Origin of the sequence: Deinococcus maricopensis DSM 21211 (genome assembly GCF_000186385.1) — a bacterium.
In the GTDB taxonomy this organism is placed as follows: Bacteria; Deinococcota; Deinococci; order Deinococcales; family Deinococcaceae; genus Deinococcus_B; species Deinococcus_B maricopensis.
Genome location: NC_014958.1, coordinates 2525236 through 2541787, shown reverse-complemented (window position 1 = coordinate 2541787; position 16552 = coordinate 2525236). Strand labels below are relative to the sequence as shown.

Below are 16552 nucleotides of genomic sequence, written 5' to 3'. Positions count from 1 at the left end.
TTACAGGCGTGTGAGGCTCGGGTACTTCAGGATTGCCTCATCCTGCGTGATGAATTCGCCCGGGGTGTCTGGGCTCCACACCACCTCGGTGGACGCCAGCAGGTCGGCGGGCAGCGCCGCGAGGCCCATGAGGGCCGTGCGGACGGCCGCGTGGTTCGCCGGGCCCGGCGTGGCGGTGCTGGCCCCCAGCACCGCCGCCGCGATGGTGACAGCCACGGGCTGCCCGCCGAGTGCCGCGTCGTCCAGCTGCGCGCGGCGCAGCCCGGTGTGCTCATTGCCGTCCTGGTAGTTGGCGGTGGTCTGCACCTCGAACGCGGCGCGGGCCTGCGTGGCCCACAAGCTGACCTGCTGTTCGGCGCGCGTGCGGTCGCCCGTCAGGTGGCGGACGTCGCCGAACACCCAGTCCTGCTCGTGCCGCAGCAGCACCAGCACCGCCTCGCGCAGCATGCTCGCCAGCCCGCCGGGCGCGTCCGGGTCGCCGTCGCTCGCGACGCGCTGCAGCGCCCGCTTTACGTCGTCGTTGTCGGCGAGGAGCACCTGCACCAGCAGGGCGTGCGCGGCGTCTACGCTGCCAGCACGGCCCGCGCGGCGCCGCACGAGCACCACGATGACGACCACCACGATGATCAGGAGCAGCACCAGCAGCAGCGTCCGGACGGTCCCGCCGCTGCTGGCGACGCCGTACCCGCCGGTGGCCACGACCGGGCCGGACGTGACGACCACGTTCGGGCGGGTGGACGGCGTGACGTACGTAGGGGTGACGTACGTCGGCGCCGTGACGCGCGGTGTGGAGGTGCGCGGCGCGGACCGCTCAAGCGTGGAGGGCCGCGAGGAAGACGGCGCGCTGCGGCTGGGGGTGGAACTGCTGCGGCTCGATGAGCGGGACGACCCACCGAAGCCGCCGCCGGAGCGTTTCCGCGCGGCGCTGGCGTCAAGCGTGGCGCCCACCAGGGTGAGCGCCATCAGGACTTTCAGGAGGGTCAGCAGGGTACGGCGCATACGTTGCATGCTACGCACCTCGCGCGGCGCGTGTGCGCGACTTCCACCGCGCGAGTCAATACCGCTGGTGCGGCGCGAGGTTCAGGCGGTCGTGCCACAGCGCGAGCAGTTCGCGCAGGTCGTCGGTGTAGTCGTACTCGGCGGGCCGCGCGGGGTCCGGGGTGAGCTCGTCGAGCACCTCAAACTGCAGGTCGTCGGCGCAGGCGTTCCAGTCGCGCTGCAGGGCGGCGTTCGGGTGCGCGCCGAGCTGCAGCTGGAAGCGTGTGCGGTTCAGCATGCCCTGCACGTGCGGGCTGCAGCCCAGTAGGGTCCGGCCACTCGGCGCGTGCCGCACCGCGTAGATGCCCATGACCGGCGTGAAGCCCTTGTAGGCGCGGGGCGCGTTCATGCAGCACCGCCGGAGCGGACGGGAGCGGACGCACGCCGGAAGGTGGCCCACAGCATGCCGGCGCTCAGCAGCAGCAGGGCGGAGCACGCGAAGAACACGATGCCGGGCAGGTGGGGGGCGGCGCCGGGCGCGGCGTAGTGCGCGAACAGGCCCGTAGCGGCGAGCGGCCCGACGACCGTCGCGAGGCTGTTCAGCCCTGTGAGCGCGCCTTGCGCGGCCCCCTGCTGCTCGGGGGGGATGCGCGCGCTGAACAGGGACTGCGTGGTGGGCCCGGCCAGGCCGCACAGCACGCCGAGGAGCATGCCGGTGTACAGCAGCCACGGTTGCGCCGCGAGGCCGTACAGCAGGAACGACAGCACGCCGATCAGGAGGGCGGTGGTGGCGGTGCGCCGCTCCCCGAGGCGCCGCACGACCGGGCCGAGCAGCGCCAGTTGCACGGCCGCCATCAGCAGGCCGCTCCCGGCGAGGGTGAGGCCGTTCGTGCCGGGCGTCCAGCCGTAGCGGGCGGTGCCGTGCAGCACCCAGGTGCTGTTACTGAACTGCACGGCGAGGTTCGCGGTGACGATGGCGGCGGTGAGCCCGAGTACGCCGGGTGCGGCGCGCAGGGTCCGCCACCCGCCGAACGGGTTGAGGTGCGTGGCGCGTACGGGGCGGCGCGCGGCGACCGGGTGCGATTCGGGCAGGACCAGCAAGCCGTACAGGGCGTTCAGGGCGGCGAGGCCGGCGGCGAACAGGAAGGGGAGGCGTACGTCGACGTTCCCGAGCAGCCCGCCGAGTGCGGGGCCGGCAATGAAGCCCAGGCCGAACGCGGCGCTGACCACGCCGAAGTTCCGGGCGCGCGTGGCGGGCGTGCTGATGTCCGCGACGTAGGCGTTCGCGACGGTGACGTTCGCGCCGGTGGTGCCCGCGATGAGGCGCGCGAGCAGCATCCACAGCAGGTTGGGGCTGAACGCCATCAGGAGGTAGCCGAGGGTGGAGCCGGTCAGGCTGAGGAGCAGGATGGGGCGGCGGCCGTGGGCGTCGCTGAGCGCGCCGAGCAGGGGCGCGCACAGGAACTGCATCAGGGCGTACGCGCTGATGAGCGCGCCGTACAGCGTGGCGGCGTTCGTGGCGCCGCCGCTGAGCTGCGTGACGAGGGTGGGGAGGACGGGCACGATCAGGCCGATGCCGAGCATGTCGAGCAGTAGCGTCACGAAGATGAAGGGGAGGCTGGCGGTCGGTTGGGGCGGGGATGGAGACATGCGGGCTCCTTCGGCGCGTCAGTGACGTGCCGGGTGCGGGGGGGTGGAGGTGGCCGGGTCGCGTGGGGCAGGGGCGCGACGGGAGCGGGCTCAGGGGGTGGTGGGGAGGGTGGCCTGAGCGAGGCGCTGTACGTACGTGCGCAGGTCGTCGGGCCAGGCGGCGAGGTGCGTGGTGAAGGTGTCGTGCTGACCGGCGTACAGGGCTCGGGCGGCGGCCTCGTAGCCGGGGAGGTTCCCGCCGAGGAGGGTCATGGCGCGGTCGAGGGTTTCGGCGGCCTGGCGGGTGCTGTAGGGGGGGCGCTTGCGGGCGTCGTCGATGAGGCGCCGCAGCGTGGCGGAGGCGCCGCTCGGTTGGGCGTCCAGCCAGGCCCAGTGGCGGTCGAGCAGGGACACCTCGCGGGAGGTCACGCCGAGTTTGGGGCGGCCGCGGGGGCGGGCGGGCGGGGTGGCGCGGTCGAGGACGTCTTGGAGGGTGCCGGTCAGGTCGAAGTCGACGGGGGTGGCGGTCTGGTCGTGGAGGATCAGCAGGGGGGGCGTGTCGGGAGCGGCGTCGAGGTGGTGTTTGATGTGGGCGAGGACGTGGGGAAGGGGGCCGCTGGTGATCTGGTAGGGGCCGGTGAAGGCGGTGTAGGTGACGGGGTCATCCATGCCGGTATATTATCCGGGTAAATAGTACCCGTCAATAATACCCAGACAAAAAATCCTCAGCATTCTGACCTACCCGGCACAAAAAACCCCGGAGGACATCCTCCGGGGCCCAGATACCAGCGCTCAGGCGTCGTCGTGTTCCAAGCGGAACCCGTGCGGCAGGAAATCCTTCACCTGCCCACGAACCACCTCGCCCAGATGGTTCACGCACGCCACATTCGCGTCCGGCGCAAACTCGAACAGAATCTGACGGCAGGCCCCACACGGACTCGCCGGCGGGCTCGCCTCGCTGTACACCACCACATCCGAGAAGGTCCGCCCACCATTGCTCGCCAGCGTCTGCACCGCCGACTGCTCCGCGCAACGCGCCAGCCCGTAACTGGCATTCTCGACATTCGCGCCGAAGAACACCTGACCGTCCGGCGTGCGCAGGGCCGCGCCCACACGGAACTTGCTGTACGGCGCGTACGCCTGCTTGAACGCCGCCTGCGCGGCCTGAAGGAGTTGCGGATCTACGGACTGTACGTCACTCACGGGATTCTTCTTCCTCCGGCACGAGCGGCGGCGCAATACGCGTCGCCCGCACGCGGCAGACGCGGCGCTGGTCGGCGTCCTCCACGTAAAACTCGTAGCCTTCGAACGTGAAGGCCTCACCGGACTCTGGAATATACCCGAAATGGTTGGTCACGAACCCGGCGAGCGTATCAAATTCACCCTCGTCCCCCTCATCGAGCGTGAGGTCCAGGCGCTCCTCCACCTCATCGACCGTCGCGGCCGCATCGATCAGGTACACGCCGTCCGCGACCATCTCGATCAGGCGCTCCTCCTCCTCGTCCGTCTCGTCGTAGATCTCCCCGACGATCTCCTCCAGCACGTCCTCCAGCGTCACCATGCCCGCCGTCCCGCCGAACTCGTCCACGACGATCGTCAGGTGGCTCTTGCGGCCCTGCATCTGCTTGAGCAGGTCACTCACGCGCATGTTTTCCGGCACGAAGAACGTCGGGCGCATCACCTCCGCCACCGTGATGTGATCCAGCGCCTCCAGGTGCTTGAGCACATCATTGGTGTGCGCCACGCCCACCACGTTGTCCGACGTGTCCTGATACACCGGCACCCTCGAATACCCGTGCTCCTCATTCAGCTCCAGCAAGCGACGCAGCGGCGCCGACGCGTCCACCACGACCATGTCCACGCGCGGCGTCATCACGCTCCGCACCGTCGTGTCCGACAGGTCGAACACGTTGTAGAGCAGTTCCTTCTCGTCGTCCTCCAGCACGCCTTCCTGGCTGCTCGCGGACACGATCATGCGGATCTCCTCTTCGCTGTGCGCCGTGTGGTGCCCCGCCACGGCCTTCAAGCCGAACAGCCGCACCACGCTGTTGCCCACCGCGTTGAGCGCGTAGATGAAGATCTTGAACACCGTCGCGAACAACATCAGCGGCCGCGTGACCAGCAGCGCCACCTGCTCACTGCGCTGCAAGGCCCAGCTTTTCGGCGCCAGCTCGCCCAGCACGATGTGCAGCACCGTACTGATCGCGAACGCCAGCCCGAAGGAAATCCCCCGGATGCTGCCTTCACTCAGGTTCGTGCGCGCCAGCAGCGGATGCGCCAGGTGCTCAATGGCCGGCTCCGCAATGAAGCCGATTCCCAGCGACGCCATGGTGATGCCCAGCTGCGTCGCGGCGATGTACAGGTCGAGGTTCCGCAGCGCCCGCTGCGTCTGGACCGCCACGGCCCGTCCCTCCTCGGCCAGCTGGTCGATGCGCGTGCGCCGCACACTCACCAGCGCGAACTCCGCCGCGACGAAAAAGCCGTTCACCAGCACCAGCACGAACAGGGCGACGACACCAAGAATGTCATTCATTTGTGGGCGCACTCCTTTGCGCCACGGACGCGCGGATGGACGGCGCGCCCGTCAAAACCAAACGGACGCCACAGCAAAAACGCCGCCCATAGGCGGTGCTGAGGCGTCCGTGCATGAAGTCCGCGTTCGGCGGGCCGGAACTGGGAGGCTCCATATCAAGCGCGAGTGTACCACACGCGCCTCCAGGCACCCTGGAACTTCAAGCTTTCCGCATGGGCTGATCAGCCCAGCAGGTGCTGGAGCAGGCGCGGCAGCACCTCCACCACCCCCACCCCCAGCGCCCCCAGGCTCGCCAGCAGCACCGACGCGGCCGCCGCGTCCTTCGCGACGCGCGCAAGCGGATGAATGTCCGGGCTGGCAAGGTCCACGACCGCCTCCAGGGCCGTGTTGATCAGCTCCAGGCTCAGCACGAGCGCGCACGCCAGCAGCACCGGCGCGAGCGGCGCCCCCACCCACGCGGCCACCGGGATCACCAGCGCCGCGCACGTCACCTCAATGCGGAAGTTCGCCTGCGCCCGCCACGTGTCCCGCACGCCCTGCCACGCGAACCGCGCCGAACGCCACCAACGCCGCACGCTCAGCGCCGACCCGCCCGACTTCACGCGCCTTCCGGCAACGACGCCTGCGCCGCCGCCCACGCGTCATGAAACGGCTGCCACCCCGGCCCGGTCGCGCCCTCCTCGAACCCCAGCCCCTCCGCGTGCGGATGGTCATGCCCAACCAGGTGCGTCACCGCGTGCGACGCGAGCAGCGCCACCTCCCGCGCGAGACTGTGCCCACGCGCGCCCGCTTGCCGCGCCGCCGTGTCGAGGCTGATCACGATGTCCCCCAGGTGCGGCGGCACGAACGGGTCGCCCGGCACGAACGTCGGGAAGCTCAGGACGTCCGTCGCGGCGTCCTCGCCCCAGTGCTCCCGCTTGAGCGCGCGAATCGCGCGGTCCCCCACGAGCACCACCGTCACGTCCCGGTCCGCCATGCCGAAATGCGCGAGAGCCGCGTCCGTCGCCGCGCGCAGCGCGGAGCGCACGCCCGCAGGCGGCGACTTGCGAATCACCAGATCAATCACGCCCACAGCTTACTGACGCCGCGCCCGAGCGCACGTGACCCACGCCCGAAACCGCCCCGCTCCCCTCCCGGGTCAGTGCAGGAGGGTCGGCGTGTCGTCCGTAACCACGCGGTTGCGGCCCGCGCGTTTGGCGCTGTAGAGCGCCGCGTCCGCGCGCCCGAACAGCGCCCCGGTGTCCTCGCCGCGCAGCAGGGTCGCCACGCCCAGGCTCACGCTGAGCGGCCCCGTGCTGAACTCGTGCGCGTCCACGGCCCGCCGGATGCGTTCCGCGCACGCCTGCGCGACCGGCAGGTCCATGGTGGGCAGCAGCAGGATGAACTCCTCACCGCCCCAGCGCGCCACGACGTCCGTGGCGCGCACCTCGCGCCGCACGATCCGCGCGAGGTCCTTCAGGACGTGATCGCCCGCATCGTGCCCGAACGTGTCATTCACGCGTTTGAAATGGTCGATGTCGAGCGCGATGATGCTCAGCGGCTGCCCGTTGTGCTGCGCGCGCTCCGCCTCCTGCGCGAGCGACTGCTCGAACGCGCGCCGGTTGTGCAGGCCCGTGAGGGCGTCCACGAACGCGTACTGCTCCAGCACGTCCCGCTCCCGCTCCAGGCTGCTCTGACGGCTGTAGATGTCCGTGAAGATGTTCAGCAGCATCACGAACGCGCCCCCCACCAGCGAGTGATGCAGCAGCAGGTTCAGCGCGCCCGCCACATCCGAACGCCCGGTCAGGAGCGCCCCGCCGGCACTCACGACGCTCGTGAGGACGTGCGCGACGTACAGCGCCGTCACCACGCGCCGCGCCTGAGCGCTCGGGAACACCAGCCAGCTCGACACCATCAGGATGAACGGCAGGTAGATGTACTTCCCGGTGAGCACGTACGACGTGTCCCGCACGTTCAGTTCCGCCGGCATCAGCGCGTACCCGAACAGGTTGAACAGCAGGAACACCACGGCGTTCGCGTAGATCAGCGCGTGAATCCAGCGCAGCGCGTGCTGCGGCCAGCGCAGCATCGCCCCGGTGAGGCCCAGGCTGATCACGGCAATGCCGAGATTCAGCGCGCCGTCGATGGCGTTCGTCGGCCACGCCAGGTACGCGCGCGCGAGTTCCGTCAGGCCAATCAAGGGCATGATGCGGCGGAACACGCGCTCCAGGGCGCGCAGGTAATCGGAAGAAAACGAGGAAGTCATGCGTGAGGGCACTCCGTGGTCACCAACGGAACAGCCCTCAGTATGAAAGGGGAAGTGTCACGCTTTCCTTGCAGCCGCCGGGCACACGAGCAGGGGCGGCCAGGTGGCCGCCCCCGCGGGTCTTCGGGTTAGTGGTCGCCGTGGCGGCCGTCGCGCTCATCCTCGGGGATGCTGAGCAGATCCCCGCGCCGCGCGGCGCGGCGGTTCTCCTCGGCGTCCTCGGCTGCCTCGTACGCCTTGATGATGCGCCCGACCAGCGGGTGCCGCACGACGTCCACGTCCGTGAACTCGTGCCACGCGATGCCGTCGATGCCGCTCAGGACCTTCTTCGCGACGGCGAGGCCGCTCGTCACGTGGCGCGGCAGGTCAATTTGCGTCACGTCACCCGTCACGACCACCTTGCTGGAGAAGCCCATGCGGGTGAGGAACATCTTCATCTGCTCGCCCGTGGTGTTCTGCGCTTCGTCGAGAATCACGAACGCGTCGTTCAGCGTCCGGCCGCGCATGAACGCCAGCGGCGCCACCTCAATCACGCCGCTCGTGAGGTACGACTCGAACTTCTCCTGCTCCAGCATGTCGTACAGCGCGTCGTACAGCGGACGCAGGTACGGATCGATCTTGGCCTGCAGGTCCCCCGGCAGGAACCCCAGCTTCTCGCCGGCTTCGACGGCGGGTCGCGTCAGGATGATGCGCTTCACCTTGCGTTCCTTCAGGGCGCGCACCGCCATGGCGACCGCCAGGTACGTCTTGCCGGTCCCGGCGGGCCCCACGCCGAACGTGATGTCGCTGTGCTCGACCTTGTCGAGGTACACCTTCTGACCGGGCGTCTTGGGTTTCAGGCCGCGCGGCAGGCTCACGCCCGTGCGCGTCTCCTCGGCCAGGCTGCGTCCCTCCTCGCTCAGGCGGGCGCTGCGCGACAGCGCGTCCAAGCTGAGTTCCCCGCCCGCGCGGACCACCGCGAGAGCCTCGCGGACCATGCGTTCGGCAGCCTGCACGTGCGCGGCGTCGCCCTGAATGGTGACCGTGTCGTTGCGCGCAATCAGCTTCGCGGGCGTCAGGTCCCGCATGCGGCGCAGATTCACATCGCCCGCACCGAGCAGCGCGAGCGCTTCCTCGGGCGTGTCGAGTTGGATGTTCACGGTCGTGGTGGTCGGCAGCGTCTCTTCTTTCAAAAGTTCTCCTGAACAGCACACGGCGCCCCCTCGTACGAAATCGAGGTGGGGCGGCAGGGGGAAACGGTCATCTGAACGCCCTTATTCTGCCGCGCTCCCCACCGTGCAGGCGTGGGAGAATCCACAATATGCATGAAGACTTCAGGTGCGCAGCCGCCACCTGGCGTACACCCCGCGTAGACTGAAACGCGTGAAGCGCGCTTTCCTGTACGCGGACCCCGCCGCGCATTCCCTGTCGCCGCGCATGCACGCCGCCGCGTTCCGCTTCGCGGGCCTGGACGCCACGTACGACGCGGTGCGCGTCCCCGCCGCGGACCTGCCCGGCGCGATCGCCGCGCTGCGCGCCCCGGACGTGCTCGGCGCGAACCTCAGCCTGCCGCACAAGGCCGCCGCGCTGCCGCACTTGGACGCCTTGACGCCCGCGGCGCGCGCCATCGGCGCCGTGAACACCGTGATTCACGCGGACGGCACCCTCACGGGCGATAACACCGACGCGCCCGGCCTGCTCGCCGCTCTGCGCGACGCCCACGCCCCGGCGGGCGGCGTGAGCGTCGTGCTCGGCGCGGGCGGCGCCGCCCGCGCCGCCGTGTGGGCCCTGCGCGCCGAGGGCCGCGACGTACTCATCCTGAACCGCACCCTCGACAACGCCCGCGCCCTCGCGCGCGACCTGGGCGGCACGGCCGTCACGCGCGAGGACGTCCCCTGGCTGGACATCACCCTGATCGTGAACGCCAGCAGCGCCGGCCTCGGCGACCCCGACGCCACGCCCCTCCCGGACCCGCCCGCCCTCGCGCGCGGCGCGCTCGTGTACGACATGGTCTACAAGCCGCGCGACACGCGCCTCATGCGCGACGCCCGCGCACGAGGCGCCCGCACCGCGAACGGCCTCGGGATGCTCGCCCACCAGGCACGCCTCGCGTTCACCGCCTGGACCGGCGCTGACGTGCCCGCCCACGTCTTCCTGAACGCCCTGGAGGACGCATGACGCGCGACGCGCCCAGCAGTAACCTCAGCTACGTCATCCTGGCGCTCATCCTGCTGCTCACTGCTGTCGTCACCACCGTCGTCGCGCGCAGCGTCACCGCGCAGCAGCGTGCACGCTTCGAACGCGAGGTGGATATCTACACCCGCGCGCTCGAGCAGCGCGTCGACATTCTGAACGGCACCCTGGAATCCACCCGCGCCCTGTGGTCCGCCAGCAGTACCGTCAGCAGCCAGGACTTCATGCGGTTCGTCGCCGCCCTGGACCTCCGCGAGCGCCAGCCGGGCGTGCAGGGCATCGGGTACGCCGCGGCCGTCCGCGCCACCGACGTGCGCGCCTTCCAGGCGGCCCGTCGCATCGAGGAGCCCAGCTTCAACGTGCGCCCGTACAGCCTGCGCCCGGAAATCGTGCCCATCACGTACATCGAGCCGCGCACCCCCGCGAACACCTTCGCGCTCGGCTTCGACATGTACAGCGAGCCGCACCGACGCGCCGCCCTGGACCGCGCGCGCGACACCGGCCGCCCCACCGCCACCGCCCCCATCACGCTCGTGCAGGAAGCGAAGTACGGCCAGCCGCAACCCGGCGTGCTCATCTACCTGCCGGTGTACGCCGGCGGCAGCGTCCCTGCCACCGTCAGTGCGCGCCGCGCCGCCCGCACCGGCTACGTGTACGTGCCCCTGCGCATCGTCGACTTCATCGGCGGGGTCCGCACCAGCAGCCGCGCCGCCGTCAGCGGCCTGGACCTCACCATCCAGGCGGCGGGACTCACCGTGTTCGGCAAGGCTCGCCCCGCCCGCGCGTTCCAGCATCGCCAGACCCTCAACGTCAACGGCCAGCCGTGGACGTTGACCTTCAGCGCCCCCGCGTCGTTCGGCCGGGACGTCGCCGCGGTGTCCCCGTGGCTGGTGCTGTGCGCGGGGCTGCTCGTCGCCACCCTCTCGTTCACGACCCTGCAGGGGCAGGTGCGCGCCCGCCAGCGCGCCGAGGAGATGAACGCGCGCCTCGCCGCGAGCCGCGCCAACCTCGAACGCGCCCGCGCCGAGTTCGAAGCGATCTGGCGCGCCATTCAGGACGCTGCGCTGTTCACCGACGCCAGCGGCGCCGTCCTGATGAGCAACCCTGCCACCGCCCAGACCTTCGGGTACGGCGAGGGCGAACTCGCCGGGCAGAACCTCGACGTGCTCCGCGCCGACCCGCGCCTGCACGACGGCCACTTCAACGCCGTCACCACCCAGTACGTCCGCGCGGACGGCGCCGCCTTCTACGGCGAAGCGCAACGCTCCCCCGTCATGAGCGACCGAGGCGAACTGCTCGGGCAGCTTGAAGTCATCCGGGACGTCACCGACCGCGTCGAAGCGGACCGCGCCCGCCGCGAAAGCGAACTCCGCTACCGCGGCGTCCTTGAAGCGATGCCGCAGATGGTCTGGGTCACCGACCCGCACGGCCACCCCGTGTATTACAACCACGGCTGGTTCGCGTACACCGGCCTGAGCGAACACGACTCCATCACGCTCGGCCCGTTGAGCGCCGCGCACCCGCAGGACCGGGCGCGCCTGCAGGACCACGCCGAACGCAGCGCGCAGCGTGGCGAGCCGTACGAACTGGAAGTCCGTTACCGCCGCGCCGACGGCGCGCACCACACTTTCGTCGTGCGCGGCAACCCCGTCCGCAACCCCCGCGGCGACATCATCGAATGGGTCACGACCGCCACCGATATCCAGACGCGCATCGCCGCCGAGCAGGACCTGCGCACCAGCGAGCAACGCTACCGAGGCGTCCTCGAAGGCCTCCCGCACCTCGTGTGGCTCGCCCGCCCGGACGGCACCGTCACGTACGCCAACCGCCGCTGGAACGAGTACGTCGGCCCGCACGTCCCCCCGGACCGCCTCGTCGAGTACACCCACCCGGACGACCGCGACCACTTCGTGCGCCGCTGGCGCGCCGCCACCGCCACCGGGCACCTCTTCCAGGCTGAACACCGCCTGCTCGGCGCGGACGGCAAGTACCGCACGTTCATGGCGCGCGCCGTACCCATTCACGACGTGGACGGACGCATCATCGAGTACGTCGGCACCAGCACCGACATTGACGATCAGGTGTACGGCCAGCGCGCCTCGCGCCTCCTCGCAGACCTCAGCCAGACGCTCGCCCGCGTCGGCGACGAACGCGACGCGTTCGAGCAGGTCCTGCGCACCCTCACCACCCGCCTCGCCGACGCCGTCACCCTCTGGCACGGCGGGCTCGGCAGCCTCCCCGACCCGCTCACCATGGTCCGCGGCGAACTCCGCCCGGACCTCCACATGGCCAGCGCCGAAGGCACCATGAGCGCCGTCCAAGACGCCGAGCACACCGGGCAGCTGCGCATCTACACCAGCCCTACCCTGGAACCCTTCGGCCTCACCAGCGCCGTCCTGATGCCGCTCGGCGTGCGCGGCCAGAGCGCCAGCGGCGTGCTCGGCTTCGGCCTGCCGTACACGCCCGACGACCGCGACCTGGACCTGATGCAGGAAGTCGCCACGCGCATCGGCACCGCCCTCGACAACCACCGCCAGTACGCCCGCGCGCAGGCCGCCCGCCGCGAACTCCAGCACCTCAACCAGACGCTCGAAGCGCGCGTGGAAAGCCGCACCGCGGCCCTGCAGGATGCCAACCGCGAACTCGAGGCGTTCAGTTACAGCGTCAGCCACGACCTGCGCACGCCCCTGCGGCACATCGTGGGCTTCGCGGACCTGCTGCGCAAGGACACCGGCACCCTCAGCGACAAGAGCGCCCGCTACCTCGGCATCATCACGGACGCCGCCACCAAGATGAGCACCCTCATCGACGACCTGCTCGAATTCTCCCGCATGGGCCGCCAGGAACTCCGCCGCGCCCCCGTGAACCTCACCGAACTCGCCGAGGAGGCCCGCGCCGACCTGCAACCCGACGCGGAAGGCCGCGACGTTCAGTGGCGCCTCCACGACCTCCCCACCGTCCCCGCCGACCGCGCCCTCATGAAACAAGTGTTCGTGAACCTGCTCGGCAACGCCCTGAAGTACTCTGGCAAGCAGGCCCACGCCCGCATTGAAGTGCGCGCCGAACAGGGGACCGACAGCGTCACCGTCCACGTGAGCGACAACGGCGTGGGGTTCGACCCCGCCTACGCCGACCGGCTGTTCGGGGTGTTCCAGCGCCTGCACCGCGCGGACGAATTCAACGGCACCGGCATCGGCCTCGCGAACGTTCGCCGCATCATCAATCGCCACGGCGGCACCGTCAACGCCCACAGCACCCCCGGCGAGGGCGCCACCTTCAGCTTCACGCTCCCCCTCACCCCCCCGAGACCCCCAATGACCCAACCCCGCGATTACAAAGCCCTCAGCGAACTCAGCGTCCTCAACGTCCTCCACCTCGAGGACAACGAACTCGACCACGAACTCGTCCGCGCCACCCTCGAGGACGGCACGCTCCCCTGGGACGCCCAGATCATCCGCGTCGACGACGAAGCCGGCCTGCGCGACGCCCTGCAGACCTTCGCGCCGCACATCGTCATCAGCGACTACAGCCTCCCCACCTACGACGGCCTCAGCGCCTTCGAGCTCGTCAGCGCTTCCCACCCGCATCTCCCGTTCATCATCGTCACCGGCGCCATGGGCGAAGAAGTCGCCGTGGACACCCTGCGGCGCGGCGTCACCGACTACGTCCTCAAGCAGCGCCTCGAACGCCTGGTGCCCGCCGTCACCCGCGCGCTCGCCGAAACCGCCGAGCGGCAACGCCGAGAACGCGCCGAGGCGGAAATCCGCGCGCTGAACCTCACCCTCCAGATGCGTCTCGAGGAAGTCGAACGCCTCAACCGCGTCGCCGAGCAGCAACGCCAGAAACTCGAGGAGCAGGCCGGGCAGCTCGAAGAGGCCCTGAAACTCCAGAAGACCTTCCTCGCGGAAACCAGCCACGAACTGCGCACACCCCTCACCGCCCTGCTCGGCTACCTCCGCCGCCTCGAACGCGAAGCAGGCGCCACCCAGACGCTGCATGACGCCGCGCGCGTCGCCGAGAACATGACGCGCCTCGTCAACGACCTCCTGCAGCTCAGCCGCGGCGAACTCGTGCAGAGCATCGAGCCGCACTTCGTGAACCTCGCCGACATCGTCCGCGCCGTCGGCCGCGACTACGGCATCCGCGTTGACTCGCCCGACATCGAGGTCGTCGCCGACCCGGGCCGCCTCACGCAGGTGTTCGTGAACCTCGTCAGCAACGCCATCCGCATCTGCGGCACGCCCGACAAGGTCCGCGTCTACGCCGAGGACCACGGCCAGGACATCACCATTGACGTGATCGACACCGGCCCCGGCGTGCCCGACGACGTGAAACCCCGCATCTTCGACAAGTTCTACCGCGGCAAGGAAGCCGGGTCCGCCGGCCTGGGCCTCACCATCGCGCAGCAGGTCGTGCAGGCGCACGGCGGGCGCATCGAGGTGCTCGACACGCCCGGCGGCGGCGCGACCTTCCGCGTCACGCTGCCCGGCCTGGAAGAAGACGAGGAGTTCTGAGCGGCCCACGCCGCCGCCACACCCCTTGGAGGGGCGCCGCGCGGCGCCCCTCCGCCCGGTTGACGACGCGGCGCCCGCAGGTGGTACGTTCGGCGCCATGACGCCCCTCACTGCGCGCCCGGCTGCCGAGTTCGACAGCGCCACCCTCGCGAACGCCCTGAACGCCGCGTTCGCCGCGTACGTCGTGCCCATCACGTTCACCGCGCAGACCCTCGACGCGCGCCTCCGCCCGGAACACCTCGACCCGCACGCCAGCCAGCTGTTCTTCGACGGCCGCGAACTGGTCGGCGCCGCCATGGTCGCCCGGCGAGGCTGGACGGCGCGCCTCGCCGCGATGGGCGTCGCGCAGACCGCGCGCGGACGCGGCGTCGGCCGCGCCATGCTCACGCACCTGATCGCCGACGCGCGCGCCCGCCGGGACCGAGCGTTCACGCTCGAAGTCATCGAGCACAACGCGCCCGCCGTGCGCCTCTACGAACGCGCCGGCTTCCACACCACCGGCCGCCTCGTCGGGTACACCCGCCCCGCCGCGGACGCCCCCCCACGCGCGCCCCTCGTCGAGGTCGACCCGCTGCACGTCGCCCGCCTCGTCACGCGCCACGCCGACACCGAACTCCCCTGGATGCTCGCTGGCGAAACCCTCTCGGGGTTCACGGCCCCCGCACGGGGCGTCACCGTGGACGGCTCGGCCCACGCCCTCATCACGCCGTACCCGCAGGTCACGGTCCTGCACGCGCTCATCACCCCCCCGGAACAGCGCCGGCGTGGGCACGCGCGCACGCTCCTGAACGCCCTCCAGGCGCACCACGGGCACCTGCCGCTCCGCATCATCCCCGTCGTGCCCGAGGACCTCGCCGCGCCGTTCGCGGCCCGCGCCGGGTTCGTCCGCGACGACCTCACGCAACTCCACATGACCCTGCCCCTCACCCCGTAACCCCGCACGCATCACGGTCCCGCCCCGCGCCACCCGTACACTGAAACGCATGAAGAAGCGCCTCACCGTCCACCACCTCGGCGACCAACGCTACGTCGGCTTCAACGAAACCGGCCAGCAGCTCCTCATCGACAACAGCGACGTCAAGGTCGGCGTGAGCCCCATGGAGGCCCTGCTGGGCGCGGTCGCCACCTGCACGGCGTACGACATCGTCGAGATCATGAAGAAGCGCAAGACGCCCCTCAGCACCTACCGCATCGAAATCGAAGGGGACCGCGCCGAGGAGCACCCGAAACGCTACACGCACATCATCGTCCGCCACATCGCGGGCGGCGCGGGCGTGACCCGCGACGCGCTCGAGAAGGCCGCGCACCTCAGCCACGAGAAGTACTGCTCCGCTGCTGCCAGCGTCAACGCCGAGATCACCCTACAGGTCGAACTCGTCGAAACCGCCTGACGCGCCGCGCGGTGCCCACCCTCACCGACGCCCAGGCGCGCGTCCTGCAGGCCCTGCAGGACGGCGCGGCCCTCACCATGCACGCGCGCGGGGACCGCGGCCCGTACTACACCCTGAACGGCCGCCGCCTCAGCATGCCGCTCGTGAAGAGCCTTGAAGCGAACCGCTGGATTGAACGCGAAGGCGCCGGGCGCGGCGCGGCCAGCGCGTACCAGCTGACCGCCGAAGGGGAGAGCGCCCTGCAGGCCTGGGCGGCGCCGACGCCCCCAACCCACTGAAGCCTCCGTTCACAGGGGCCCCGCCTCGCTCCGGTCAAAGGGGGCGGGGACCCTGCGCGCTTCAGATGCCCCAGCCGCCATCCACCAGCAGCTCCTGCCCGGTGATGTACGCCGCCGCCGGGGACGCCAGAAACGCCACGGCCGCCGCCACCTCATCCGGCGCGCCGAACCGCGCGGCGGGAATGCGGCGCAGCACGTCCGCCTCCTGCTCCGGCGACGCGAACACCTCCTGCAGCCGCTCTGTCGCGGTGTACCCGGGCGCGACGGTGTTCACGGTCACGCCGTCACGCGCGACCTCCAGCGCCAGGGACCGCGCGTCGTTCGTGACAGCGGCGCGCATGGCGTTGCTCACCGGCAGGCCCACCGCCGGGCGCGTGACGGTCAGGCTCGTCACCGTGATGATCCGCCCCCACCCGCGCGCCCGCATGCCGCCCAGCACGCCGCGCGACAAGCGGACACTGCTCATGAACGTCAGTTCGAACCCCGCGCGCCACGCGTCCTCCGACACGCGACTCGGCAGGGCCGTGGGCGGCCCGCCCGCGTTGCTCACGAGGACGTCCACGTCGCCCGCCGCGGCCAGCAGCGCCCGCACGCCCGCCTCGCTGCCCACGTCCGCGCGGACCGCGCGCGCCCCCAGCGCCTCCGCTGCGCGCTCCAGCGTCGCCTCGTCCCGCGCGGCGATCGTCACGTCCGCGCCCAGGTCCCGCAGGGCGCGCGCCGCCGCGAAGCCGATCCCGCGGCTGCCGCCCGTCACGAGCGCGCGTTTCCCCGTTAAGCTCAGCCACTCCGGCAGTCCACTCGTCATGCGCGGA

Annotated in this window: 16 protein-coding genes; 5 read left to right on the top strand and 11 right to left on the bottom strand. The window is 70.7% G+C overall.

The annotated features are described in order from the left end of the window. The 10 genes from DEIMA_RS11835 to DEIMA_RS11790 form a co-directional block, all read right to left on the bottom strand. Window positions 1-999: a DUF1517 domain-containing protein gene (locus tag DEIMA_RS11835; RefSeq protein WP_052303310.1), complete on the bottom strand. Its 999-nt coding sequence runs from the start codon at window positions 997-999 to the stop codon at window positions 1-3. A gap of 55 nt (window positions 1000-1054) precedes the next feature. Continuing rightward, the gene (locus DEIMA_RS11830; RefSeq protein WP_013557498.1) at window positions 1055-1387 is read right to left on the bottom strand and encodes a GIY-YIG nuclease family protein; all 333 of its coding nucleotides are present in this window, start codon (window positions 1385-1387) and stop codon (window positions 1055-1057) included. Further along, window positions 1384-2628 carry a TCR/Tet family MFS transporter gene (locus tag DEIMA_RS11825; protein ID WP_013557497.1) on the bottom strand — a complete coding sequence of 415 codons (1245 nt, stop codon included), beginning with the start codon at window positions 2626-2628 and terminating at the stop codon, window positions 1384-1386. Before DEIMA_RS11825 ends, DEIMA_RS11830 begins: the two co-directional genes overlap by 4 nt. 90 nt (window positions 2629-2718) lie before the next feature. Next, window positions 2719-3276, bottom strand: a complete 558-nt coding sequence (locus DEIMA_RS11820) for a DUF2239 family protein (protein WP_013557496.1) — start codon at window positions 3274-3276, stop codon at window positions 2719-2721. 123 nt (window positions 3277-3399) lie between these two features. Then, on the bottom strand, window positions 3400-3810 hold the full coding sequence (gene cdd, locus DEIMA_RS11815; protein WP_013557495.1) for a cytidine deaminase: 411 nt from the start codon (window positions 3808-3810) through the stop codon (window positions 3400-3402). Further along, window positions 3803-5140 (bottom strand): hemolysin family protein, encoded by a 1338-nt coding sequence (locus DEIMA_RS11810; RefSeq protein ID WP_013557494.1) that lies wholly within the window; start codon window positions 5138-5140, stop codon window positions 3803-3805. The genes cdd and DEIMA_RS11810 overlap by 8 nt, the downstream gene beginning before the upstream one ends. A 221-nt stretch (window positions 5141-5361) precedes the next feature. Further along, window positions 5362-5742, bottom strand: a complete 381-nt coding sequence (locus tag DEIMA_RS11805) for a diacylglycerol kinase (protein WP_013557493.1) — start codon at window positions 5740-5742, stop codon at window positions 5362-5364. Then, the gene (gene ybeY / locus DEIMA_RS11800) at window positions 5739-6206 is read right to left on the bottom strand and encodes an rRNA maturation RNase YbeY (RefSeq protein ID WP_043816701.1); all 468 of its coding nucleotides are present in this window, start codon (window positions 6204-6206) and stop codon (window positions 5739-5741) included. The genes DEIMA_RS11805 and ybeY overlap by 4 nt, the downstream gene beginning before the upstream one ends. Before the next feature lie 72 nt (window positions 6207-6278). Then, the gene (locus DEIMA_RS16985; protein WP_013557491.1) at window positions 6279-7385 is read right to left on the bottom strand and encodes a GGDEF domain-containing protein; all 1107 of its coding nucleotides are present in this window, start codon (window positions 7383-7385) and stop codon (window positions 6279-6281) included. Window positions 7386-7513: 128 nt separating this feature from the next. Further along, window positions 7514-8557, bottom strand: coding sequence for a PhoH family protein (locus DEIMA_RS11790; RefSeq protein ID WP_013557490.1), 1044 nt, complete (start codon window positions 8555-8557; stop codon window positions 7514-7516). Between the two features lie 190 nt (window positions 8558-8747). Between DEIMA_RS11790 and aroE the strand changes: the two genes are divergently transcribed. The 5 genes from aroE to DEIMA_RS11760 all read left to right on the top strand — a co-directional run bounded on the left by aroE (window position 8748) and on the right by DEIMA_RS11760 (window position 15740). Next, window positions 8748-9542, top strand: a complete 795-nt coding sequence (aroE, locus tag DEIMA_RS11785) for a shikimate dehydrogenase (protein WP_245528317.1) — start codon at window positions 8748-8750, stop codon at window positions 9540-9542. After that, complete coding sequence (locus tag DEIMA_RS17560) at window positions 9539-14071, top strand: ATP-binding protein (protein ID WP_013557488.1); 4533 nt, start codon at window positions 9539-9541, stop codon at window positions 14069-14071. Before aroE ends, DEIMA_RS17560 begins: the two co-directional genes overlap by 4 nt. Window positions 14072-14168: 97 nt before the next feature. After that, window positions 14169-15005 (top strand): GNAT family N-acetyltransferase, encoded by an 837-nt coding sequence (locus tag DEIMA_RS11770; RefSeq protein WP_013557487.1) that lies wholly within the window; start codon window positions 14169-14171, stop codon window positions 15003-15005. A gap of 49 nt (window positions 15006-15054) precedes the next feature. Further along, window positions 15055-15462: an OsmC family protein gene (locus DEIMA_RS11765; protein ID WP_013557486.1), complete on the top strand. Its 408-nt coding sequence runs from the start codon at window positions 15055-15057 to the stop codon at window positions 15460-15462. Between the two features lie 11 nt (window positions 15463-15473). Continuing rightward, window positions 15474-15740 (top strand): hypothetical protein, encoded by a 267-nt coding sequence (locus tag DEIMA_RS11760; protein ID WP_013557485.1) that lies wholly within the window; start codon window positions 15474-15476, stop codon window positions 15738-15740. 61 nt (window positions 15741-15801) lie between these two features. Here the strand turns inward: DEIMA_RS11760 and DEIMA_RS11755 are convergent, their stop codons facing one another. Next, window positions 15802-16545: an SDR family oxidoreductase gene (locus tag DEIMA_RS11755; protein WP_013557484.1), complete on the bottom strand. Its 744-nt coding sequence runs from the start codon at window positions 16543-16545 to the stop codon at window positions 15802-15804. Window positions 16546-16552: the final 7 nt, after the last annotated feature.